This is a genomic window from Mesorhizobium sp. CA15 (genome assembly GCF_020165215.1).
GTDB lineage: Bacteria > Pseudomonadota > Alphaproteobacteria > Rhizobiales > Rhizobiaceae > Mesorhizobium.
The window spans coordinates 111,846-135,324 of sequence record NZ_JAIUHQ010000002.1 but is presented as its reverse complement, the minus strand read 5'-3'; the positions used below and the strand labels follow the sequence as shown (position 1 = coordinate 135,324).

The following is a 23,479-nucleotide window of genomic DNA, read 5'->3' as shown; positions in this document are numbered from 1 at the left end:
AGCAGAATCGGCGAGGGGATGCCGCAAATCTTCTCGAAAAACGCCAATGGCGTTGCGCGCTTTGTCATCTGGGGAAGTTTTGCCGTTTTGCTGATCGCCGCGGCGGTCGGGACAATCCTTCCCCGTTCGGACCTGGTAACGGGAGTAGGTGAGCCATTGGCCCAGCCGGTGCCGTTCAGTCACAAGCACCATGTCGGCCAGCTCGGCATCGACTGCCGTTATTGTCACAATGGCGTCGAGACCTCGTCGTCGGCGGGTTTGCCGGCGACCGAGGTCTGCATGACCTGCCATTCGCAGCTTTTCACCAATGCCGGCATGCTGGCGCCGGTGCGTGCAAGCCTGGCCGGCGGCAAGCCGATCGAATGGCAGCGCGTCAACGGCGTCCCGGATTTTGTCTTCTTCAATCATGCGATCCACATCAACAAAGGCGTCGCCTGCGAGACCTGCCATGGCGAGGTCGACCAGATGCCGCTGACAATGCGGGCGCGCACACTGAGCATGGAGTGGTGCCTCGGCTGTCATCGCAACCCGGAGCCGAATTTACGTCCCCTGCAGGACGTGTTCCTGATGCACTGGCAGCCGCCCGCCGACATCGCTGAGATCAGGCGGCAGCTGATCGGCGTGCTCGACATCCATCCCGAGACGATGACGGATTGCTATGTCTGCCATCGCTGACAGGCCTGGTTCCGCCATCGACATTGAGGCTCTGCGCAAGCGGCTGGCGCATGGCGGTAAAATGTGGCGCAGCCTCGACGAGATCGCCGGCGCTGCCGATTTCCGCCGCTTCGTCGAGGCCGAGTTCCCGGCAATCGCGGAACGCCTGCCGGCAAAGCCGAACCGGCGCACGCTGCTGAAGCTGATGGGCGCCTCGCTGTCGCTTGCCGGGCTGGCCGCCTGCAGCAGGGCGGAAAACATCGTGCCCTATGTGCGCCAGCCGGAAATCCTGGTCCCCGGCAAGCCTGTCTACTATGCGACGACGCTGTCGAGTGACGGCTTCGGTATCGGCGCCATCGTCGAAAGCCATGAAGGGCGGCCGACCAAGATCGAAGGCAATCCCGACCATCCGGCCTCGCGCGGCGCCACCGACGCGGTGATGCAGGCAGCCGTGCTGACGCTGTTCGACCCGGACCGTTCACGCACGCCGCTCAAGGATGGCCAGCCGGCATCGTACGGCGATTTCCTGAAGACAATGGCGGGGCTCGTTTCGCGATGGACGGCATCGCAAGGGCAGGGCGGGGCCTTGCTGGTTGAAGCGACCACCTCGCCGACGCTCGCGGCGCAGCTGGATGCGCTGCGGACACGCTATCCGAGGTTGAAACTCTATCGCCATGATCCCTTGGCGATGCCGGCCGCGATGGAGGCGTCGCGAACCCTGTTCGGGTCGGCGCTGACGCCGGTCTATCGCTTTGATCGTGCCGAAACGATCGTCAGCCTCGACGCCGATTTCCTCGGCGAAGGGCCTGGGCGGCTCGCTTATGCGCGCGACTTTGCTGCGCGGCGACGTGTACGCGATCCGTCCGACCGGATGAGCCGGCTTTATGCGGTGGAGTCGACGCCGACAATCACCGGAGCCGCCGCCGATCACCGGCTTGCGATCAAGCCAAGCGACGTCGAAGCCGTGGCTGCCGGATTGAACGCGGCGTTGACCGGCCAAACCGGAGCTTCCGGCCCGCCGGTCGACCCGGCGTGGATGGCGGCGCTGGTCGACGACCTGAAAGCGGCAGGCCGCAATGCGCTGGTCATTGCCGGAGCGCAGCACAGCGCCTTCGTTCATGCGGTCGCGCTTGCCGCCAATGCGAAGCTTGGCGCGCTTGGCAACACGGTCGAGCTGATCGAGCCGCCGGATTCGCTGTCGGGCGACGGCGATCTCGGAGCGCTGCGCGAGGCAATCGGCGATGGGGCTGTGGACACCGTCGTGGCGCTGGGTGCAAACCCGCTGCACACCGGCCCGGCAAACCTCGATATGCGCAAGGCTTTTTCGGGACTGAATCTGCTGGTCCATCACGGCCTCTACCGCGACGAGACGGCGTTCCTGGCGCACTGGCATGTGCCCGCGGCGCACGAGCTCGAAAGCTGGAGCGACATCCGCGCCTATGACGGCAGCACCTCCCTGGTGCAGCCGCTGATCACGCCGCTTTACGACGGCAAGACCGCGCATCAGCTTCTTGCCGTGCTTGGCGGCGGGTTCGAGGCCGATCCGCTTTCGCTTATGCGGCAGCATTGGACGCAACTCGATGATGATGCCTGGAGAAAGGCTCTGCGCGACGGCGTCATGGCGGACAGCGCTGCCAAGCCGGTATCCGTCACAGTGTCGCCGGACCTGGCGGGACTGAAGCCGGCAGCAAAGGCAGGCAGCGGCATCGATGTCCGCTTCGTCGCGGATCCCTGGTTGCGCGACGGCCGCTTTGCCAACGCCTCATGGCTGCAGGAACTGCCGCGACCCTTGACGAAGATTGTGTGGGGCAACGCTGCGCTCGTCTCGCCCGCCACCGCCGAGCGGCTGAAGATCGGAAATGGCGAGGTCGTCAATATCGCCTCCAATGGGGCGAATGTCGATGCACCTGCCTGGATCGTGCCCGGCCACCCGGACGAGACGATAACGCTGTCCTTCGGCTTCGGGCGAAAGGTCGGTTCCGTTGCTGCGCTATCGCAAGGCTACGACGCCTTCCACTTGCGCCGTGGTTCGGAATGGTTCGCGGCCGGCGCGGCCATCGCGCCGCGCGGGAACAGCGTGCGGGTCATCACCACGCAGCATCACCAGGCGATGGAAGGCCGCGCCATCGTGCGCTACGCGTCTCTCGATGCATTCCGGCGGAATCCGGATTTCGTGCGCAAGAATGCGCCGCCGGCGCCATCGGAATCGCTCTATCCCGACTGGCCTTACGACCAGGAAGCCTGGGCGATGGCTATCGACCTCTCGGCCTGCATCGGCTGCATGGCCTGCGTCTCGGCCTGCCAGGCGGAGAATAACATCGCGCCGGTCGGGCCGGAGGAATGCGAACGCGGCCACGAGATGCATTGGCTGCGGGTCGACCGCTACTATGCCGGACCGGTCGATGCGCCTGAGACGTTCTTCCAGCCGGTGCCCTGCATGCATTGCGAGAAGGCGCCGTGCGAGGTGGTGTGCCCAGTCAACGCCACCGTGCACACGCATGATGGATTGAATGCGCAGGTCTATAACCGCTGCATCGGCACGCGCTATTGCTCGCAGAATTGCCCCTACAAAGTGCGGCGCTTCAACTTCCTCGACCATCAATCCTTCGACAAGGACGTGGCAGGTCCGGAGCAGGGCGTCCATAACCCCAATGTCAGCGTGCGCTCGCGCGGGGTGATGGAGAAATGCACCTATTGCGTCCAGCGCATCAGCGCCAAGCGCATCCAGGCGCAGATCGAGAACCGCGACATCGCCGATGGCGAAGTGGTCACCGCCTGTCAGCAGGCCTGCCCGACCCAGGCCATCACCTTCGGCGACCGCAACAAGAAAGATACAAAGGTCGTTCGCGAGAAAAGCGCGCCGCAGAATTACGCGCTGCTGGAGGAACTGAACACACGGCCGCGCACCACCTATCTCGGCAAGATCTCCAATCCGAACGGCAAGCTTGCCAAGCCGGGCGAGGCGACCGATGGCTGAAGCGAGCGCGAACAGCCCGGCTGTCCTGCGCGGCCGTCACGATTTTCCCGAGATCAGCGGCCGCATCGGCTCCATTGTGCTCAACGGCCGCCTGCCGCGCCATTTCTGGACAGCGTTCCTGCTCTGCTTCCTGCTGGTTTTGCTGCTGCTCTATTCGATCACCTATCTCATCGCGGTCGGCGTCGGCGGCCTCGGTATCAACATGCCGGTGGTCTGGGGCACGATGATCTCCAATTTCGTCTGGTGGATCGGCATCGGTCATGCCGGCACGCTGATCTCGGCGGTGCTGTTGCTGCTGCGCCAACCCTGGCGCGCCTCGATCAACCGCTTCGCCGAGGCCATGACGCTGTTTGCCGTCGCCATGGCCGGCCTGTTTCCCATCCTGCATCTTGGGCGACCGTGGTTCTTCTACTGGCTGCTGCCGCTGCCCAATGTGCATATGCACTGGCCGCAATGGCGAAGCCCGCTGGTCTGGGACTTCGCGGCAATCGCCACCTACGCGACCGTCTCGCTGCTGTTCTGGTATATGGGGCTGCTGCCGGACCTTGCAGTGCTGCGCGACCGTGCCAGGTCGAGACCGGCGCAGCTCTTCTACGGCATATTGGCGCTCGGCTGGCGCGGCTCTGCCTATCATTGGGCGCGCTACCAGGTCGTCTATTTCCTGCTCGCGGCGCTCGCCACGCCGCTGGTCGTTTCGGTTCATTCGATCGTTTCGCTCGACTTCACCTTCGCGATCACGCCGGGCTATCACTCGACGATCTTCCCGCCCTATTTCGTCGCCGGCGCGCTGCTCTCCGGCTTCGCCATGGTGCTCACCATTGCCATCCCCTTGCGGTGGGCCTTCTCGGTCAAGGACCTGATCACGCTCAGGCACATGGACAATGCCGCCAAGCTGATGATCGCCGCGGGCATGGTCGTCGCCTATGGCTATCTCTCGGAAGCATTCTTCGCCTGGTATTCGGGCGAGCCTTACGAACGCACCATGATGGCGCAGCGCGCGCTGGGTCCCTATGCGCCGCTGTTCTGGATTATGCTGAGCCTGAACTGCGGCGTGCTGCAATTGCTGTGGTTCAGACGCATCCGCCGCAACATGCCGCTGCTGTTCGCGATCGCCGTCGCCATCAATGTCGGCATGTGGATCGAGCGCTACATCATCGTCGTGACGGGGCCGAGCCGCGACTACCTGCCTTCTGCCTGGGGCGAGCAGTCGCTGGCCTGGCTCGATTTCGGCATCCTGTTCGGTTCGATCGGCACCTTCTTCGCGCTCGTCTTCCTGTTCATCCGCATCCTGCCGGCGATCACCATCTTCGAGGTCGAGGAACTGGCCGAAGAGGAGGGCAAGATCCGATGAGCCTCTACGGCCTCATGGCGGTGTTTGCCGGTCCCGAAGCGCTCATCGCGGCGGCGCGCGGCATGCGCGAGCGCGGCTATCGGCGCATGGATGCGTTCTCGCCGTTTCCGATGAAGGACCTGGAAGGGATATTGGAGATACCGAAGACGCGCCTGCCCTGGGCCGTGCTCGCCGGCGGCATTGCCGGCGCGGCTCTCGTTTATGCGCTGATCTGGTACTCTGTCGAAGTCGACTATCCCATCAATGTCGGCGGCCGGCCGCTGCATTCCTGGCCGCCTTTCGTCATCGTCGCGTTCGAGGCCGGCATTCTCGGCGCCGCCTTCGCGGGCTTCCTGGGCGTGCTCGCGGCCAATGGGCTGCCACGCTATCATCATCCGGTCTTCAACGCCGAGAGCTTCAGCTACGCGCGCGGCGGCAAGTTCTATCTGCTGATCGAAACGGCCGATCCCAAATACCGCAAGGGCGTGACCAGGGGCCAGCTGACACGGCTCGGCGCCGAGATGGTCGAGGAGGTCGAGGCGTGAACCGCCTCGGCCTCACCCTAATGTTGGGTGCGCTGGGCGTCGCCGGCTGCCGGCAGGATATGGAGGACCAGCCGCGCTACGATCCGCTGGAGGCCAGCAACCAGTTCCCCGACGGCATGTCGGCGCGGACACCGGTGACTGGCACCGTCGCGCGCGACGCCGATCTGACGCCGGTCCCGGACAAAATCCCCTATCCGATCACGATCGAGCTGCTGCAGCGCGGGCAGCAGCGTTTCGACATCTTCTGCTCGCCCTGTCACGGCCGCACCGGCGATGGTCACGGCATAATCGTCCAGCGCGGCTTTCCGGCGCCGCCGAGCTACCACCAGGAAGCCCTGCGCAAGGCCTCGGACCGGCACTTCTACGACGTCATCACCAACGGCTATGGCGCCATGTATTCTTATGCAGCCAGGGTGCCGCCGCAGGACCGCTGGGCGATCATCGCCTATATCCGCGCGCTGCAATATTCGCGCGACGCTCCGGTCGCCGAACTTCCGCAAAGCATGCGCGCGCGGCTCGAAGCGGAGGCCTCGCCATGAGCCGCCTCGAGCAAGGCTTTCTGTCGGCGGGCGCCGTAGGACTTGTCGTCTGCGGTCTGGGCGTATCGCTCGACGCCAAGGCGATGCTGAGCGCCTGGCTCCCCGCAATTCTCTTCGCGCTCAGCCTGCCGCTCGGCGCGCTGACCATATTGATGGTGCACGGGCTGACCGGCGGGCGCTGGGGAGAAGCGGTCCGCCAGCCGCTCCGCACCATAACGGCCCTGCTGCCGCTGGCGTTGGTTTCCCTCGTGCCCGTCCTGATAAGCCTCGACCTCGTCTTTCCGTGGGCCGGCGCCGACCCGGCCAAACTGCCGGAGACCGTCCGTGAAAAGCTTGTCTATCTCAACCTGCCGTTCTTCCTGCTGCGCTTTGCGGTTTGCGCGGCGATCTGGCTCGTCCTTACCTGGATAGTGCTCGGCACGACCGAGGCCCCGGTCAATTCAAATGAACACAACGGCAAGAAATTCGCCCTTGGCCTCGTTCTCCACGCGCTTGCCGTCAGCGTTTTTGCCATCGACTGGATGCTGTCGCTCGAGCCGGAATTCACCTCGACCATCTATGGGCTTTGCGAAGCCTCGGCCGAGGTGGTCGGGGCATTCGCCCTGGCGATCTTGGTGCTGGCGGCAAGGCGGGCAGTGGAAGTCATGCCCGGCGGCGAGGAGGATGTCGCGCTCAGCGAAGATATTGCCAACATGCTGCTCGGCTTCGTGCTGACCTGGATCTATCTCACTTTCATGCAATGGCTGGTGGTCTGGGGCGGCGATCTGCCCGATGAGATCCGCTGGTACGGCATGCGCTCCACGGGCGGCTGGCTATATCTTCTTTGGCTGCTGATTGCCTTGCATGTCTCGGCTTTCGCAGGCCTGCTCAGCCGGAACCTGAAACGCAGCCATGCCGGCCTCGTCTGGCTCGCCGGAACTGCCTTGGCAGGCCATTTCGCCGATGTGTTCTGGCGTATACGCCCGCCACTCCTTTCCGGCGGAGTCCCGGCATTGTGGCACGATGCGGCCGCCTGGATGGGATTGGGCGGGCTGTGGCTCGCGCTATTCCTTTTCCTGCTCCGACGACCGGACAAGATCGTCTGGTGGAAACGGGAGGTCGCCCATGGCTAAGGCGCGCCGTCACCCCGAGACGCGCGATGTCCAGCCGCGTGTGCTGCTCGCCTTCGGCGGCGGGCTGCTGCTGTTCATCGCTTTAGCTGCGATCGGCGTGAAGCTCATCTTCAACACCGCACCGACCTGGTTGCCGCTGCGAGCCAATACCAATCCCGAGAACCCGGATCTCCAGACCACGCCGCAGCAGGATCTGACCGCACTCCGCGCCGAGGAGGATCGCCAGCTCAAGACGCTTGGCTGGGTCGATCGCAACGCCGGCATCGCCCGCATCCCGATCGACGACGCCATGTGGGCGGTGGTCAGCCACGGCCTGCCGGATTGGTCGCGACCGACGGCAGCGGCCACGGAGCCTGATTGCGCCCTGCTCACGGCGGCGGTTCCCCGTGCGCCGCAGGCCCAGAATTGCCAACAGCAGCGTGGGGCAGGGCGATGAGAAGCTTGTTGGCCGCGCTTTGTCTGTTCGTTGCCGGCACGGCCCTTGCCGCCGAGCGGCCGACATTCGATCCGAAGCTCGGCGCGCAGCTCAGCCTTGAGCGAGAATTGGTCGACGCAAGCGACCGGAAGCTGACGCTTGGCGAGACGCTTGGCGGACGTCCGGCGCTTGTCATCTTCGGCTACGATAAATGCCCGAACCTTTGTGGCGTCACCCAGCAGGCCGTCGCATCCGATCTGAAGAAGACATCGCTTCGCCCTGCGGATTATCGCGCGCTGTTCATCTCGATCGACCCCGAAGAGACCTCCGCCGATGCCGCAGAGGCGCAAGCCGAAATCGCGTCCGCCGCCGGTCCGACGGGACTGTCCGCCTGGCGGTTCCTGACAAGCAGTGATGGCGCCGGTGCAGCGCTGGCCAACGAGGCCGGCATCACTTTCGACCGACGTAAGGGTATCGATCAGTTCGTTCATCCGATCGCGGTCATTGCGCTGACGCCTTCCGGCCGAATTTCGCAGGTATTGCCGGCCTTGACCTTCACGCCGCGCGATCTCCAGCTCGCGCTGGTCGAAGCATCAGCCAACAAGCTCGGGTCGATTGCCGATCATGTCTTCCTGTTCTGCGCGGGGTTCGACAGTTCGAAAGGCCAGTATACTCCCGTAGTCTGGGCGGCGCTGAAAGTGGCCAGCCTGGCAACGGTGCTCGGCCTGGGAGCAACGGTGCTCTGGCAAATGCGGGGGAGGGCAAGGTGAGCTTCGGCGTTCCCTTCTTCCCACAGGAAGCCTCGTCGGAAGCCGGCCATGTCGATGCGCTGTTTTACACGCTGCTCGTTTTCTCAGCCGTGCTCGGGCTGGCGCTCACCGGGCTGGTCGTCGGCTACGCGGTGAAATACCGCGTCGGGTCGCCGGCGGATCGCACGGGACAGCGTTCCCGTACCCTGTGGCTGGAAACAAGTTGGACCATCGCCAGCTTGATCATTGCCTTCATCTTCTTCGGCTGGGGCGCAGTGCTTTTCGTTCGCCGCGATCATCCGCCGGCGGACGCGCTCGAGATCACCGGGCTGGGCAAACAATGGATGTGGGAGTTCAGGCAACCCGGCGGCCAGCGCGAGATCAACGAGCTGCACGTTCCGGTCGGCAAACCGGTCGTCGTGTCGCTCGCCTCGCAGGACGTCATCCACTCCTTCTACGTGCCGGCGTTTCGCATCAAGCAGGACGCGGTGCCTGGACGCACGACGCATATCTGGTTCATTGCCACCGAGCCCGGCCGCTACCACCTGTTCTGCGCCCAATATTGCGGCACCCAGCATTCCGAAATGGGCGGCTGGGTGACCGTGATGGCGCCCGAGCAATATGCCGCGTGGCTGAACAGCCAGGGCGAAGGCGAGACGCTTGCCGCAAGCGGCGAGAAACTGTTTCGCGCGCTGGGCTGCTCCGGATGCCATGGCGCGAGCAGCAAGGCGAGGGCGCCCTCGCTTGACGGCATCTTCGGCCGGCCGGTGGCGCTCGACAATCAGCAGACGGTGATCGCCGACGAGCGCTATTTGCGCGACTCCATCCTCAACCCGAAGAAGGAGATCGCCGCAAGCTACGAGCCGGTCATGCCGAGCTTCGATGGCCTGATCGATGAAGGCGAGCTGCAGATGCTGCTCGCCTATCTGAAGTCACTTTCGCCTCAGCCAACGGCTGGAGCCAAGCCATGACCAACGCGGCGATGCAGGGTACATATCTCGGCGAAGGCAGCGGCCTGCGGGCATGGCTTCTCACCACCGACCATAAGCGCGTCGCATGGCTCTATCTCGTCTCGCTGACGGCCTTCTTCTTCCTCGGCGGCGCGATGGCGGTGCTGATGCGGATCGAGCTGGCGACACCGGCAGGCGACCTCGTCTCCGACGATGTCTACAACCGGCTGTTCTCGCTGCACGGCATCATCATGGTCTGGTTCTTCCTGGTGCCGTCGATCCCGGCGACCATGGGCAATTTCCTTTTGCCGCTGATGATCGGCGCGCGCGATCTCGCTTTCCCGCGGCTCAACCTCGCCAGCTGGTACGTCTTCATCTTCGGCAGCCTGTTCGCGCTGTTCGCGGTGGTGGCCGGCGGCGTCGATACCGGCTGGACCTTCTACACGCCGCTGTCGACGCTTTATGCCAACGGCTTCGTCTCGACCGCGGCCTTCGGCGTCTTCATTGTCGGCTTCTCGACGATCATGACCGGCATCAATTTCATCGTCACGGTTCACACGCTACGCGCGCCGGGGCTCACCTGGTTCCGACTGCCGATTTTCGTCTGGACGCTCTACGCCACCAGCCTGGTGATGGTGCTGGCAACGCCGGTGCTCGCCGCATCGCTGATCCTGATCGTGCTGGAGCGCGTGTTCGGCATCGGCATCTTCAATCCCGATCTCGGCGGCGATCCGCTGCTCTTCCAGCATCTCTTCTGGTTCTACTCGCACCCGGCCGTCTACATCATGATCCTGCCCGGCATGGGTGTGGTGTCGGAGGTGCTGCCCTGCTTCAGCCGCCGGCCGCTGTTCGGCTACAAGGCGGTGGCGATGTCGTCGATGGCGATCGCCGTCTTCGGCTTCCTGGTCTGGGGCCACCACATGTTCGTCAGCGGACAGTCGGCCTATGCCGGCGTGGTGTTCTCGCTCCTGTCCTTCTGCGTCGCGATCCCGTCGGCGATCAAGGTTTTCAACTGGAGCCTGACGCTGCGCAAGGGCGAGATCAGCTTCGAGACACCGATGCTTTACGCGCTGTTCTTCCTGGCGCTGTTCACCTTCGGCGGGCTGGCGGGGCTGTTCCTTGCGGCGTTGGCGGTCGACGTGCATGTCCACGACACCTACTTCGTCATCGCGCATTTCCACTACATCATGGTCGGCGGCATGGTGACGGCCTACATGGCGGGCCTGCATTTCTGGTGGCCGAAATTGACCGGCCGCACGTATTCGGAAACCGCGGGGCGTATAGCGGCGACCGTCACTTTCGTCGGCTTCAATCTGACCTTCTTCCCGCAATATGTGCTGGGCTTCGACGGCATGCCGCGGCGCTATCATACCTATCCGCCTGAGTTCCAGTTCTGGAACGTCCTGTCCTCGGGCGGCGCGGTGGTGCTGGCGATCGGCTATCTGATGCCCTTGTTCTACCTCGGCTGGTCGCTGTTTCGCGGCGCCCGCGCGCCCGACAATCCGTGGAACGCCACGGGGCTCGAATGGCAGACGAGTTCGCCGCCGCCACCACATAATTTCGAGACCATGCCGGTCGTGACGCGACCCGCCTATGCCTACGACATGAAGGGGCTCGAGCACGAGCGCTTCAGCCCGCACCGGGAGGAAGCGGCGCGATGAGCGGCACCGAAAGCGTCGCTTTCGACACGCCCCAGCGCGAAAGGCGCGCCAACACGTTTGCGATGTGGGTGTTCATCGGCTCCGAGGCGATGCTGTTCGGCGCGATTTTCCTGGTCTTCCTCATCGCGCATATCGATTTCGGCCCGGCCTTCGCGGCGGCTTCCAAGCATCTTTCGCTGCCGCTCGGCACCTTCAACACGGCCGTGCTGATCACCAGCAGCTTCACCATGGCGCTGGCGCATATGCTTGCGCTTCATAGACGTTGGCGCCCGACAATTTGGGCGATGGTCGCGACTGCGGCGCTGGGCGTATCCTTCCTGATCGTGAAGGGGATCGAATACGGCAAGGAGATCAGCGAAGGACTGGCACCGGTCCTGGACCTGCCGTTCCGCTATGCAGGACCAGATCCCGTGCACGCCCAGCTTTTCTTCGGCCTCTATTTCGCGATGACCTCGCTGCATGCGCTGCACCTGATCGGCGGCATCGTCGTCATCGCCGGCATGATCGCATTCTGGCGGCCCTCCAGCCCTGCCAACCGCCTGCGCCGGGTGTTTGCCGTCGGCCTCTATTGGCACTTCGTCGACGTCATCTGGGTGTTCATGTTCCCCGTCCTTTACCTGATCAACCGATGAGCGAACTGCGCAAACTCACCTTCGGCTATCTCGGGCTGCTTGCGCTGCTGGCGCTGACGGTGGCTTCCTCCTTCCTCGATCTAGGCGGCTTCAATGTCGCCCTCAACCTGGCGATCGCGGCCGCCAAGGCGGTCCTGATCGCCCTGCTGTTCATGCATCTGACAGGCACCTTGCCGCGGCTCGCCGTCGCGGCAACCGGCCTTTGGCTCGCCATTCTTTTCGGGCTGACGCTGATCGGGCGATAGGAGAGCGGCGTCAATCGCGAGCGGGCACGCCGATTGGGACTGAGGTCCTGTCATCAAGCCGCAACAGGCCCAGCATCAACATGTGATCTTGCTCATAGTCTTCGGGCAGCATGATTGCGAATGAGGAACACGTCATTGGAGGTGAGCGATGCCCCTGTCCGCGGCGCTGAATGATGCCGACTTGGAATTCAAGTGCTTGGAATGTAACCATGCCTTCAAAAGGAAAGGGTCGTGGTTCAAGGTGATCTCGACCTTCAAATGCGAGGGCTGCGGAGCTGCGAACCGCATCGGGTATGCCGACAAATTGGCGTTGTTCGAAAAGCACTCAGCGGCGTTTGGCTGATCGCAAGCCGGACCGCGAAGGGCGGCTCGACAACTCGCCCGCTGGAGTGGCGTTAGTTGAACCGCCGCGCCTGGTCGACCTCTGAGAAATCGGCCCGGTGTTGCGTATCGCTGCTCAATAAGCGAGCGGCCCGGCACGAGAACGGGGGAGCCCACGGGCCGGGCCTGACCGGCGGGGGCACGGACTAGATACAGGGCGCCGGCTGATGTTGTTATAACAAATCTCGATGGAGCCTCCGCCGTGCGAATGAAGGACCGCTCTCAACAACACCGCCCCTGAATCACGGCCAAGCAAAGTGCCATACGGATTGTCGCGGCTTCCGTAGAGCGGCCCAGCCACGCTCAGCATTGCCGCTGACCCGGTTATTGCACATTGCATCGCGACGGCATCATAACGGTGCGAAAAATTGCAACTTGTCCCTCGCTTGAATGAAACATTTGTCGCCGATACCCCGTATGCAAAGTAAGCAGGGGGTGAAATATGCTGCATGAAGCCAACGGAGACTGCGCGCTAAATCTGAGCGAAGACGAAGCGCGCCTTGCTGAGCGCTACCGCTTTCTTTGCGGCCAGCACGATGGGCTTTCCAGATGCGGCATAGCAGCCTGGGTCGGCGCGCTCGCGGGCGGTGTGTTTATCGTCTCGGCGATATTTTTTGGTGGCGGTGAACAGGGCGATCCTCTCTTCATATTCGGCATTGGCGTATGTTGTCTTCTTGCTGGCGGTCTCCTTTGGTTCCATGAGCGCCAAGCTGAGAAGCGTCGCTGGCAAGAGAAGAGGTCAATCGTCCATAAGTTTCGCAGCCGAGGACTCGGCATACAGCTGAACGGCCAAGTTCATCGTCTGTTCGGCTAGTGCGTTTCACCGTTACACGGAAACGGCGAAACGCCCTATCTCTTTGTTTTTTACGCAATTCCGGACGGAAAACCGCTCACACTTTTCCTGGAATTGCTCCTAGCTGTTGAATGGCTGATGCGCAGCAATGGGGATCTGCGTTCTGCAACAGCTGGGGTATCTTCGGTGAAATGATCGCGGCAGTTGCTACGGCGCCGTGTTGTGCGCTTTGAACGCCAAGCGAAGTTCGAGCGCCTCAGGGCTGGCGCTGCCTAGCTTGGTGTCTCCGTTTTGTGAACCCCAGGCATAGGCAAAGTCGAATACAGGAGCCGGAGAGTAGGTGGCCCAGCGCGCGAAGATCTGCTTTGCCTGGTCCGGTGTCGGCAGTACATAGACGTCCGCAGCCGCTCCGGTACGGGTCTTCCAATTGCCGCCGCCGAAGGCCTGGTATACAGGCACAATCCTGTCGAGAGGGATGCCAGCGGCAACGGCTGCCTCGACCGTTCGATCGATGAAGTCCAAATCGAAAGCTTTGCCGCGGACCGGATATGGATCCAGGCCGAAAAGATCAATCCCCGTGTTGGCGGGATTAAAGGTATTCATGAAGGCGGGGGCTTCGAAAGACCCCATGTCCATCAAAGTAACAAATGTAACCGCCCCGGGGACATTGGCTCTGATCCACTCGGTCTCCGCCTTGAGGGCCGCCGGACTAACTGCTGGAGAATGGTATTTGCCGGTGATGTCCGGCTCATCGCAGAGGCGAAAACCGAACAGCCGCGGATTGCCGATAAATGGCCTCACCTTGGCAATGAAGCGTGGCGTCACGCCGCTGGATTCATTTAGCCATATCAGCCCCTTCATCCCTGGCGGCAAGGCATTGAGTTGCTCTACGGATTGTACATCGGCGAGGTCGAAGCCCGCGCTCGCGATTGCAACGCCCGGCCCACCGGAGGTGTAGTGAAGCGTCTTGCCGCTGCCGCCCGCAGACAGCGCCGATTGGCTGCAGATCAGCATCATGAGCAACGCCGATATGCACAGATTGCTGATGCGTGTGAACTTTGGCGACCAAGCTGTTGGCGCGACGGGTTCCGACTTGATGGATTGCGCGGCTCCAACCGCTGCGCCATACCCGCACGTTGAACTCGTCGGCATGCTCCAACTATCCACCAAATCGCCCCGCACCGGTCTCCTTTTTAGGCTGTACGGAAAAATTCGGCTTCATCTGTTCGATCGATGGACCAGCTTCGAGGCGGAGCTGCTGCCAAGCCAGTATAATGGTGGCATCCATGCAATCATCTATGCGCTGCAGATCCAGATGCTGGCTATTTCAGCGCCGTTTTCATGGGCGCCGACGTCGACCAGTCGCGCAATCTGACGAAGTCGGTGACGGTGGAGTAGGCATTACCGGCGAACATTGTCGCCGGTAATGCCTGCTTTGCGGAGCTTGCAGGCTCCTATCGACGGCGATCTTATGGCAGGTACGCGCTAGACCGCCAGAGCATGCCCGTCCTAGACCACAGCGAACGAGCTCGCCGTAACCGCAAGATGCGGGGAAAGGGCGGCGAACTGAATCTGAGCTGCGCCGCCTGCGCCGTCACTGTCAAAGTAGAGCGCTCCGGTCGTGCTGTTGTAGACGATATGATCGGTGCTGTCGTGAGCGGCGGTACCGGTATAGAAAGCACTGCTTGCGAGCGCCCCAACGCTGAGCCCTTTGAAGACAGCGTCATCCAAGTGGATCTTGTCCACAGACGGGCTGAAGTCGGTAACCGTGGCAACATTGCTCTTGCTGAGGGTGCTGTTGAAAACGAAGGTGTCGTGGCCGCCATTGCCGGTCAGCCAATCGCCGCCGCCGCCGCTCTTTATGACGTTGTCGCCGGCATTTCCGATGATGTGCTGACGCAGTTCGTTGCCGGTCAAATTGATTGCCGTCGTGCCGGCATCCTTCTGGGTACCGAGGACCTCAATCGACGAGCCGGCAGCAAGCGCATAACTCACCGACGTCCACACCCTGTCCTGGCCCTGGCCAGCGGCCTCGACCACCTTGCTGGCGGCATTGTTGACATAGAAGTCGTCATTGCCCCCATAGCCCGCCATCGTGTGTGCGGCGTTGTCGGCCGGGCGTAAAACGTCGTTGCCGCTGGTGCCTTTTATGTCGGCGATCGGGGCCGTGACGGGAGGTGGGGTTGTCGTGCCGCTACTGGTGCCAGTGCTACTACCAGTACTGGTGTTGGTGCTGGTGCTGGTATGGGTGTTGTGATCCAGGAAAAACGCCTGCATCGACGACGTGTTGCCAAGCGAGGTCTCGCCATTTTGCGAGGACCACTTATAGGCCATGTCAAAGGCTGGCGACGGGACGAGCTTTGCCCAATGGTCCATGATGGTCTGTTCCTGGGCGGTGGTAGGCATCACATAAGACCCGCCCGTATTGGTCGACCACCCGCCGCCGCCAAACGTCTGGAACACAGGAATGATCGCACTCTGCGGAATGCCCGCCTTCTCCGCTGCAGCGACGGCTCTGTCGATGTAGTTGAAGTCGACCGCGGTCGAGCGCACGGGGTAGGGATCGAGCCCGTAATAGTCGATCCCCGTGTTGGCGGGATTGTACGTGTTGGTGTAATCGGAGGCCGTGAACGACCCCATATCCATCAGCGTAATGAAGGTTTTCGCACCCGGGAAATGAGAGTGAATCCAGTCGGATTCAGCCTTCAGATTCGCAGCGCTGACCTGTGTGTGGTATTTGCCCGTGGGATCAGGCTCGTCAGTGAGATAAAAGCCAAAAACCTTGGAATTGCCGAGGAGGGGCGTCACCTTGTCTATGAAAGACTGGGTCACCCCGCTGCTCTCGTTGAGATATATCAAAGCCTTGGTGCCGTCAGGCAGCGCGTTGACCGATGACGCGTACTGAAGGTCGATCAAGTTGAAGCCATTAGCTATGGCGCCGGAGGCGGGGGCGCCATAGGCGTAATGCATGGTAGCCATGCGAACATCCTTCTTCTGATTGATAAGCGCCCCACCCCCTGCCTAACCGAGAGGGTACATTAGCGCCAAATCAAATACGGAAATATGTTGATAGAATGATTGATCGAGTACTTTACCAGCACCAAAAACGCCTAACCTTACAGTGATTTGCATCGAATTTCGGTGTTCGATGATGCATCAAATTAGCCGGGGATAACACGATTCCGTTACTCAACCTTCAGGCCACAAAGACCGACGATGCGGCGACCGAAACGCTGCTGGAACCAAAACAACCCGATACCGGTAGAATCATTGATGCTGGGCACAGAACACAGCAATAAGGAAACGGTTGTCAGGATCAATTCCCGGTTTTTTGGGAAAACTTGAAATTTTCTCGGGTGTGCCCAGTGCGAGGCACTCCCTTTTTTCGAGCGAAGGACACTTCGCTTGAGTGCTCTCTTCCTCTAGGCATTTTGCTAGGAACGTATCTTCGTCGATAGCTCGTCAGATCCGGGGTTCTGCGATCAACCGCGTTCGCCGAACTTGGACTTGAGGAACGGTTGAACCGACGCAATTCAAGCTGAGGCCTTGTCACCGGCTCAGAGGCAGCCGAGCCTCGAATCCTCTCGCCGAAATGGACATTCAATTCGCGCTCCGACGCAGCCGCGCGCACCCCGAGATCGGTCCGCTCATTCAAACGGACGAGGACATTGGGCAAGCCTGCCCGTACCGTGAACCTTGGCGCAAAACATGTATCTGAGTAGCGAACCAGGATCATGGAAGCACGAAGAAATGCTGGCCAGTGCACGCGACCCAAGTCAGACGGGCGGTCGGGGGAGACAGCATGAATCCGCATCTTGTGTGTGTTGGAGGCGAGGACCACGCCTTCAGGATTCCGTTTCTGCTGTCGCTGCGTCAGAAGGGCTTCCAAGTCACTGCGGTGTCGAGCGGTCCGGATACAGCATTCTCGCAGCACGACATTCCGCATCGACGCTACGGCTTCGACCGATTTTCCAGCGGGAGTGGAGGCGCCGTAAGGACGATCAGAAAACTGATCTCGGACCTGTGCCCGGACATTGTACAGAGCTTTGATACCAAGCCTAATCTCTTGACGCCGTTGGCGATAAGGGGGGCCGTTCCGGTCATCCGCACCATCAATGGTCTTGGCTGGACGTTTTCTTCCCGTGAGCCGAGGGCTATGGCGCTGCGCCCGATCTTCTCGGGGCTGCAGTGGCTTTCGTCGCGCTGGACGGCTGCCACGGTTTTCCAAAACCGTGATGACAAGGCGTTCTTCGAGCGCTACCGGCTCATCGGGCGCGGGACTGGTCGCCTGATCTGCAGTTCCGGCATCGACGTCGATGGCTTTACCAGGGCAAGACAGAGCGCTCCGTCATCGCAGGCCATGCGCGAGCAGCTTGGGCTGTCATCGGCTGAAGTGATCATTTTTGTCGGCCGGCTGACGCGCGAGAAGGGCATCCCAACGCTGCTTAAGGCAGTACCCCGCGTTCTTGAAAAAAGGCCGAATGCGCGTTTCGTGCTTGTTGGTCCATGGGAATCCGAGGGGCCGTTCGCCGTCGACAAATCGGAAATCGAACGCCATTCCCCTCACGTCATTGCCCTGGGTCCACGGCGCGATGTTCCTGCCCTTCTTGGCATGGCGGATTTGTTTGCCTTTCCGACACAATATCGGGAGGGAGTGCCACGCGTCCTGCTCGAGGCGGGATTGGCTGGGCTGCCTATCGTGGCGTCAGATATGCCGGGCTGCAACGAAGTGGTCCAGCCCGGTTGGAACGGATACCTGGTTCCGCCTGGCGATGCCGAGGCATTTGCTTCCAGGATAAATCAAGTCTTGGCCGACCGCCCCGCCGGGGCGGCCATGGGCGCTCGTTCCATCGAATTCGTCAAGCAGCATTTCGCGCTGCCGCTGGTGGTCGCCCAGTATTGCGATCTTTACCGGCATATTCTCGATGACAAAGCCGTTGGCGCCTCAGTTGAGGCCTCGCAGACCGAAAAGAATGCCGCATTTGGTCCGTTGGGCGAGGTGCGCCAATGATCCGAGACGTCCTGTTGGCCGGCGGCGTTGCAATGGCTTATGCATCGCAACTCGAAATTCCAGGCGCGCCGTTCGGAATCAGCGAATTGTTGCTGGCGGTTTGGATACTGATTTCGATTGGCCGCGTACTTGCCGGTGGTCGACTTGAAGCCACGCCGGCCCTGTCGATTTTTGCCGCCCTCTGGGGGATCATGGCATTCGCTCTCGGGCTAGGCATGATTGTCGGCATGCTTACGAGCGTTCAGTACATGGACGCGCCGGTTCACGACATGATTGCCTATCTGTTGCTGGCATTCGTTACATGTCTGCTTGCGGCTGATCCTCAGGCGGATCGCCATCTGCGTCGCACCGCGTGGTGGGTGATCGTCATTGCGAACGCGTGTTTTGTTTTCCAGCTGGCGCTTGGATTCGGCTTACTCCACCAGTCCGGAGTGAACCCTTGGTTTTGGGACAGGTTCACAGGATGGTCGGACAACCCAAATCAACTGGCACTTTATTGCGCGCTGTTCGGTCCCCTTGCACTATACCTTTCAATGACAACAAGTAATATGATAGCCAGGACATTTGGCATAGTAAGCATTGTTCTCATAGTATACGTCGGACGATTGACTAAGAGCGATACCTATCTATTGACAATAGTGATAACCGGTTTGGTTTTCCTGATGTTGCGCGTCCGGAGATGGGTCGCGGTTGGCGGAAGGGTCACTCTTGGTCGTCAAATCAGCCTTTTGCTGTTGCTTGCTTTGGTCCCTCTTGCAATCTCCGCAACACCCTATGTGCTTGCGGAAACGAGCACTGTTGAAAATTTCGCCAAGAGCCTGACCAAAGGCGAGGGTGGTGAGGCGACAGCCGAGACAGCCAATCTGCGCATCAATATCTGGACCAATGCTCTGGGCAAGGGGTTGGGGTCTGCTTCGCTGGGCCTCGGCCCGGGACCACATGTCGACAGATCTGTCGTGACCAAGGAGTTTATCGACCTGCCTTTCGAGGCTCACAGCACGCTACTGGACTTGTATACTCAAGGAGGCATTCTAGCGGTTCTCGCCCTGTTGTGGATCCTTGGCCTCGCGGCCATCTCTGCCTGGCGTGCAAGGCTCGACGCTCTGGTGGCACTTGCGTTGTCGATCGGCATCTTCGGCTTCCCGCATTTGGTCATTCGCCACCCGATCGTTTGGTTCTCGATCACACTTTGCCTCGTAGCCGGGCAGCCCAAGTTTATCGCGGCAACTGCAGGAGCGAGGAGCCGTTGATATGTGCGGAATCGCCGGGATCCTTCTTGCGCCAGACTCGCCCAGCACAAGGCCGCTCGCAGCTATAGCGCAGATGACAACAGCCCTCCGTCACAGAGGGCCCGACGGCGAAAGCTTCTGGAAAGATGTGGAGGCTGGTATCGCTTTCGGCCACAGCCGGCTGGCAGTCGTGGATTTGTCGGAAACCGGCGCCCAGCCCATGCGCTCGGACAGCGGCCGGTACGTGATCACCTTCAATGGGGAGATATACAATTTTCGGGACTTGCGCCGAGAGCTTGAGGATGCCGGCCACAGCTTTCGCGGAACATGCGATACAGAAGTTGTGCTTGGGGCCGTGGAGCAGTGGGGGCTCGAAGCTGCGCTTAAGCGATTTGTCGGCATGTTCGCGTTCGGATTGTGGGACGCAAAAACGAGAACTCTTCATCTGGCCCGCGACCGGATGGGGGAAAAGCCGATCTACGTCGCTCCGACCCGCCATGCCCTGGTTTTTGGCTCCGAACTCAAGGCCATTCGGTGTTTCCCGGATTTCCGTCCAGAACTCAATCCCAGCGCCGTAAGGGCTATGCTGTCGCAAGGTTGGGTGCCGGACGACAGTTGTATCTGGCGCGGCGTTTTCAAATTGCCGCCGGGATCGGCCCTATCTTTGACTGCAGCGGATTTCGCGAAAGCGCGCCGTACGGGAACTGTTCGAAACAAAGTTCGATTCTGGTGGTCGTTGGCGGACGTCGCCGCGAAGGGCCGGCAAGACCCGATCGTCGGCAGCGACGAGGATTTAACGAATGAACTCGATCGGCTGCTTCGGCTTTCTGTTCGAGAGCGCATGTGCGCGGATGTGCCGCTCGGCGCCTTCCTGTCGGGCGGCGTAGATAGCTCGACCGTAGCCGCGCTAATGCAGGTCCAATCCCGAAAATCTATTCGCACTTTTACGATCGCCTTCGGGGAGCACGGATTTGATGAAGCTCCTCATGCTGCTGCGGTCGCTCAGTACATAGGCAGCGATCATACAGAGCTGCACCTTTCCCCTGCTTCCGCGCGCGATGTCATTCCGGAATTGCCGAGTGCCTGGGACGAGCCGTTCGCCGACGAATCGCAAATCCCTACTCTGCTGGTGGCGCGACTTGCTCGCCAGCACGTTACTGTGGCGCTGACGGGCGACGGAGGCGATGAATGTTTCGCCGGTTACGCTCGCCATCTGATGGCGGCGCAAGCAAATCGGCGTCGTCGTTTGCCTTCGTCGCTGCGTGGTTCAGTTGCCGCAAGCATCGGGCTTGTGGCGCGCGCCACCCGTTACGATTTTTTTGGCAGGCTGCCACTTTCAGCGCTCTTCGGCCATGCGTTGCGCGGTGATCGGCTGGAGCGATTGGCTCAATTGCTCGCCGCTTCGGACCAGGAAGAACTGTACCAGCGTCTGACAGGGTCATCGACGACAAGCCTGACCCGATTTGGCCACCGGGCGTCAACTCGGCGAACTCCGCGACTCGACGATTTGCTGTCCCGGCTCCTCTACAACGACATGGCAGGATATCTGCCCGGCGACATCCTGGTGAAGCTGGACCGAGCCAGCATGGCGAACGGGCTGGAAGGCCGCTGCCCGCTGCTCGACCATCGCGTCGTTGAATTCGCCTGGCGGCTGCCACCGAATGCAATGGTCCGCCATGGACGAGGCAAGTGGCTGCTTCGACGGTTGTTGCATCGCTACGTTCCCCGGCGGCTGATAGATAGGCCTAAGCAGGGTTTCGATGTTCCGATTGCGGTCTGGTTGACAGGACCGTTGCGTGCATGGGCGAGTGACCTGTTCGCCGACATGCGCCAGTCAGGGGATGGGCTTCTGGACATCGATAAGGTCCAGACGTGCTGGCGCGATCATGTCAACGGAAAGCGGGATCATTCCCGGGATCTTTGGGCAACATTGATGTTCCTGGCATGGCGCGCCGACGCCAACCGGCTTCCAGTGCCCGCGAGACAGTCGCGCATGCTTGAAATGACGGGAGTTTAAAATGGAAGGTTCGATAGCTAGGCGAACAAAGCTACCGCGCGCCACAGAGATGCGCGTCGAAGTGCGAGAGCCCAATCCGCGCATGCGGCGTCCGCTACGTGACCCTCGAGAAGACCTGACCCCTTTCGGCCAATTGTTGGTTACCTTGGCGGCGCGCAAATGGTTTTTGGTCGCAATGGTCGTTTTGGGCGGTGCGGTTGCGGGTCTAGCCGGCTTCGCCCGGCCGGCGCTGTATGAAGCCACCACGCAAATCATCGTCGACAATCCGACCAGAAGCACTCCTCAGCCGACGGGCGGTCAGGATATGCTCGATACCAGCATTGACAACCATCTGACGATGCTGGCCTCGCAATCTCATCTGCGTCGGGTAATTGACGCAATTTATAAGGCAACGCCCGATCGGCAGGCCAACCTCAATGGCGCCGCGGCGCAAAACGCCGCTTCTCCAGCCAAATCGCAATCGTTTGCAGGTGCATTCTTGGCCGGGATTTGGCCGGATCACGCTGACATGACCCCAGAGGGCAGGGAGGCTGCGAGGCTGAAGGCGTTGAGGCGCTACGTCAGGGTCGGGCAGGAACTGCGATCGCGAGTCATTACCATCGGCTTTACCGATCCGGATCCCGTCCGGGCGGCATTCGTGGCCAACACATTCGCGCAAGTGTATGTCCAGGATCTCGCGCGGACTGCTCAGGCCGCTGATAGGTTGGAGCTCGAATCCGTTGTCGCTGCGCTGCCTGGGGTGCAGTCCGATCTCGCGCAAGCGACCGACCGCCTTGAAAAATACCGGCTAAGTCACGGGACTGTCGACCAGGGTGCCGTCGACAATGCTGTCCGCGACACGGCCGAGCTTAATCAGCAACTGTCATTGTCTCGCGCAAACCTCTCCACAGCCGAGGCCCGTGTTCAGCATATTCAAGAATTGCAACGGTCCGGTGCCACGAACGCCACGCTTGCGAGCGCAATCGGATCGCCGACGCTGAGCGATCTGATAGCCCGGCAGGGCGGCGCGGCGGCCGATGCGGATCTGAATGTTGCGGTGAAGCGCGAAATCGAACAGAGCATCGAACGCATCAAGTCGGAAGCCGACATCTATCGCTCGCAGGTTTCCGCTCTGGAGGCGCGCAAGAATGTGCTTGACGCGGTCGTAGCCGACACAGCAGGCAGGCTTTCCGGGCTTCACGCATTGGAGCCGGCAGTCACCATATTGACGCAGCGGTACAATGATCTTCTGAACAGGCAACAGGATTTGAGGAACCGCATCGCGGTTCCTTCTGCGGGAGTTTCGATAATTTCGGCGGCATGGCCACCGAGCAACCCGAAGAGCCTTTCACCGATCTTCCTCATCCCGCCGGGTATGGTCGTATTCGGCCTCATCGGGGGCGTCTTGGTTCTCTTGAAAAATCGCATGAGCCGCACAATGCGCGGTGAGGCTGAGACAGAAGCAGCGCTCGGCTTCCCTTCCGTTGGGCTATTGCCGAGGACATCAAGAGCGAGTGCCAAGCGCCTGCAGACCCTCACCCTGAGCCAGAAAAATTCCGCCTATGGCCGCGCTGCATTGTCCCTATTGATCAATGTGGCATCCGAACCGGCCCCCGGACGATCGTCGCAGATGGTGCTCGTCACTTCCAGCGATAAAGGTGATGGGAAAACAGAGCTGGCATGGAGCTTGGCGCTCTCGGCCACACGCCTGGGCAGCAATGTCCTGTTCATCGATCTTGACCCGCAGGATAAGCAACTGACCAACGACTTTGTGCGCGAATTCAGCATTTCCAAGCCGCATAAGTCGTTTGCGGATTATGTGAGGGGCCGCTGCGAGTTAGACGAGGCTGTTGTGAGCATGCCCGGTATCGGCATCGATTTCATGGCCTCACCCATAGTTTCGGACGATCTTTTGAAGCTGTTGGTCGACGTCGATGTGCCGCGACACTTCGCGGACAAGCTGGGCGCCGTGTACAATCTCGTCATTCTCAACGGGCCGCCAGGGTTGCACGGTCCGGAATCCCGACTGCTCAGCAGTTGGGCAGATACCGTTATCTTTGCTGTCCGGTGGGCCAAGACACCGCGCAGTGTCGCGCGCGGTATTCTGGAATCGCTGCAGCCTGATGGTTCGAGATCCGCTCCGGTAGGGATTGCTCTCACTGGAGTAAATCTCAAGCAGCACGCCAAATATCATTTTGGGGACAGTGGCGATCTTCTGCTGTTCGGAAAACGATAAAGCCCTCAAGCCCCCTGGGTCGCG

The 23,479-nt window shown here is 61.2% G+C and carries 20 protein-coding genes; 18 read left to right on the top strand and 2 right to left on the bottom strand.

Going from position 1 to position 23,479, the window contains the following annotated elements:
* The first annotated feature begins 18 nt into the window (after nt 1–18).
* The 13 genes from LB515_RS04110 (at nt 19) to LB515_RS04050 (ending at nt 13,004) form a co-directional block, all read left to right on the top strand.
* The gene (locus LB515_RS04110) at nt 19–675 is read left to right on the top strand and encodes a cytochrome c3 family protein (RefSeq protein ID WP_140839511.1); all 657 of its coding nucleotides are present in this window, start codon (nt 19–21) and stop codon (nt 673–675) included.
* Nucleotides 659–3,631 (top strand): TAT-variant-translocated molybdopterin oxidoreductase, encoded by a 2,973-nt coding sequence (locus LB515_RS04105; RefSeq protein WP_224706835.1) that lies wholly within the window; start codon nt 659–661, stop codon nt 3,629–3,631. Before LB515_RS04110 ends, LB515_RS04105 begins: the two co-directional genes overlap by 17 nt.
* Nucleotides 3,624–4,982: an NrfD/PsrC family molybdoenzyme membrane anchor subunit gene (nrfD, locus tag LB515_RS04100; protein ID WP_224610007.1), complete on the top strand. Its 1,359-nt coding sequence runs from the start codon at nt 3,624–3,626 to the stop codon at nt 4,980–4,982. Before LB515_RS04105 ends, nrfD begins: the two co-directional genes overlap by 8 nt.
* Nucleotides 4,979–5,506, top strand: coding sequence for a DUF3341 domain-containing protein (locus LB515_RS04095; protein WP_224706834.1), 528 nt, complete (start codon nt 4,979–4,981; stop codon nt 5,504–5,506). The genes nrfD and LB515_RS04095 overlap by 4 nt, the downstream gene beginning before the upstream one ends.
* A gap of 20 nt (nt 5,507–5,526) precedes the next feature.
* The gene (locus LB515_RS04090; RefSeq protein WP_263490187.1) at nt 5,527–6,045 is read left to right on the top strand and encodes a c-type cytochrome; all 519 of its coding nucleotides are present in this window, start codon (nt 5,527–5,529) and stop codon (nt 6,043–6,045) included.
* Nucleotides 6,042–7,157: a hypothetical protein gene (locus tag LB515_RS04085; protein WP_224706832.1), complete on the top strand. Its 1,116-nt coding sequence runs from the start codon at nt 6,042–6,044 to the stop codon at nt 7,155–7,157. Before LB515_RS04090 ends, LB515_RS04085 begins: the two co-directional genes overlap by 4 nt.
* On the top strand, nt 7,150–7,593 hold the full coding sequence (locus LB515_RS04080; RefSeq protein WP_224706831.1) for a hypothetical protein: 444 nt from the start codon (nt 7,150–7,152) through the stop codon (nt 7,591–7,593). Before LB515_RS04085 ends, LB515_RS04080 begins: the two co-directional genes overlap by 8 nt.
* Nucleotides 7,590–8,342, top strand: coding sequence for an SCO family protein (locus LB515_RS04075; protein WP_224706830.1), 753 nt, complete (start codon nt 7,590–7,592; stop codon nt 8,340–8,342). The genes LB515_RS04080 and LB515_RS04075 overlap by 4 nt, the downstream gene beginning before the upstream one ends.
* Complete coding sequence (coxB, locus tag LB515_RS04070; RefSeq protein WP_224706829.1) at nt 8,339–9,292, top strand: cytochrome c oxidase subunit II; 954 nt, start codon at nt 8,339–8,341, stop codon at nt 9,290–9,292. The genes LB515_RS04075 and coxB overlap by 4 nt, the downstream gene beginning before the upstream one ends.
* Nucleotides 9,289–10,932 (top strand): cytochrome c oxidase subunit I, encoded by a 1,644-nt coding sequence (gene ctaD, locus LB515_RS04065; RefSeq protein ID WP_224706828.1) that lies wholly within the window; start codon nt 9,289–9,291, stop codon nt 10,930–10,932. Before coxB ends, ctaD begins: the two co-directional genes overlap by 4 nt.
* On the top strand, nt 10,929–11,564 hold the full coding sequence (locus LB515_RS04060; protein ID WP_224706827.1) for a cytochrome c oxidase subunit 3: 636 nt from the start codon (nt 10,929–10,931) through the stop codon (nt 11,562–11,564). The genes ctaD and LB515_RS04060 overlap by 4 nt, the downstream gene beginning before the upstream one ends.
* Nucleotides 11,561–11,809 (top strand): cytochrome C oxidase subunit IV family protein, encoded by a 249-nt coding sequence (locus LB515_RS04055; protein ID WP_140543006.1) that lies wholly within the window; start codon nt 11,561–11,563, stop codon nt 11,807–11,809. Before LB515_RS04060 ends, LB515_RS04055 begins: the two co-directional genes overlap by 4 nt.
* Before the next feature lie 823 nt (nt 11,810–12,632).
* A complete protein-coding gene (locus LB515_RS04050; protein WP_224625644.1) occupies nt 12,633–13,004 on the top strand; it encodes a hypothetical protein in 372 nt (123 codons plus the stop codon).
* Nucleotides 13,005–13,190: 186 nt separating this feature from the next.
* On the opposite strand, the gene LB515_RS04045 is transcribed toward LB515_RS04050, so the two are convergent.
* Nucleotides 13,191–14,000 carry a hypothetical protein gene (locus tag LB515_RS04045; RefSeq protein ID WP_224706826.1) on the bottom strand — a complete coding sequence of 270 codons (810 nt, stop codon included), beginning with the start codon at nt 13,998–14,000 and terminating at the stop codon, nt 13,191–13,193.
* On the opposite strand from LB515_RS04045, the gene LB515_RS04040 reads away from it, so the two are divergent.
* Nucleotides 13,999–14,358 (top strand): hypothetical protein, encoded by a 360-nt coding sequence (locus tag LB515_RS04040; RefSeq protein ID WP_224706825.1) that lies wholly within the window; start codon nt 13,999–14,001, stop codon nt 14,356–14,358. The genes LB515_RS04045 and LB515_RS04040 overlap by 2 nt on opposite strands.
* Before the next feature lie 134 nt (nt 14,359–14,492).
* Here the strand turns inward: LB515_RS04040 and LB515_RS04035 are convergent, their stop codons facing one another.
* Entirely contained in the window at nt 14,493–15,962 is a 1,470-nt protein-coding gene (locus LB515_RS04035) for a calcium-binding protein (RefSeq protein ID WP_224706824.1), read from the bottom strand.
* Between the two features lie 823 nt (nt 15,963–16,785).
* Between LB515_RS04035 and LB515_RS04030 the strand changes: the two genes are divergently transcribed.
* The 4 genes from LB515_RS04030 to LB515_RS04015 are packed head-to-tail and all read left to right on the top strand — an operon-like array spanning nt 16,786 to nt 23,455.
* A complete protein-coding gene (locus LB515_RS04030; RefSeq protein ID WP_224706823.1) occupies nt 16,786–17,994 on the top strand; it encodes a glycosyltransferase family 4 protein in 1,209 nt (402 codons plus the stop codon).
* The gene (locus LB515_RS04025; RefSeq protein ID WP_095768660.1) at nt 17,991–19,244 is read left to right on the top strand and encodes an O-antigen ligase family protein; all 1,254 of its coding nucleotides are present in this window, start codon (nt 17,991–17,993) and stop codon (nt 19,242–19,244) included. The genes LB515_RS04030 and LB515_RS04025 overlap by 4 nt, the downstream gene beginning before the upstream one ends.
* Nucleotide 19,245: 1 nt before the next feature.
* Nucleotides 19,246–21,240, top strand: a complete 1,995-nt coding sequence (gene asnB / locus LB515_RS04020; protein WP_224706822.1) for an asparagine synthase (glutamine-hydrolyzing) — start codon at nt 19,246–19,248, stop codon at nt 21,238–21,240.
* Between the two features lies 1 nt (nt 21,241).
* Nucleotides 21,242–23,455, top strand: coding sequence for a GumC family protein (locus tag LB515_RS04015; RefSeq protein ID WP_224706821.1), 2,214 nt, complete (start codon nt 21,242–21,244; stop codon nt 23,453–23,455).
* Nucleotides 23,456–23,479 lie beyond the last annotated feature (24 nt).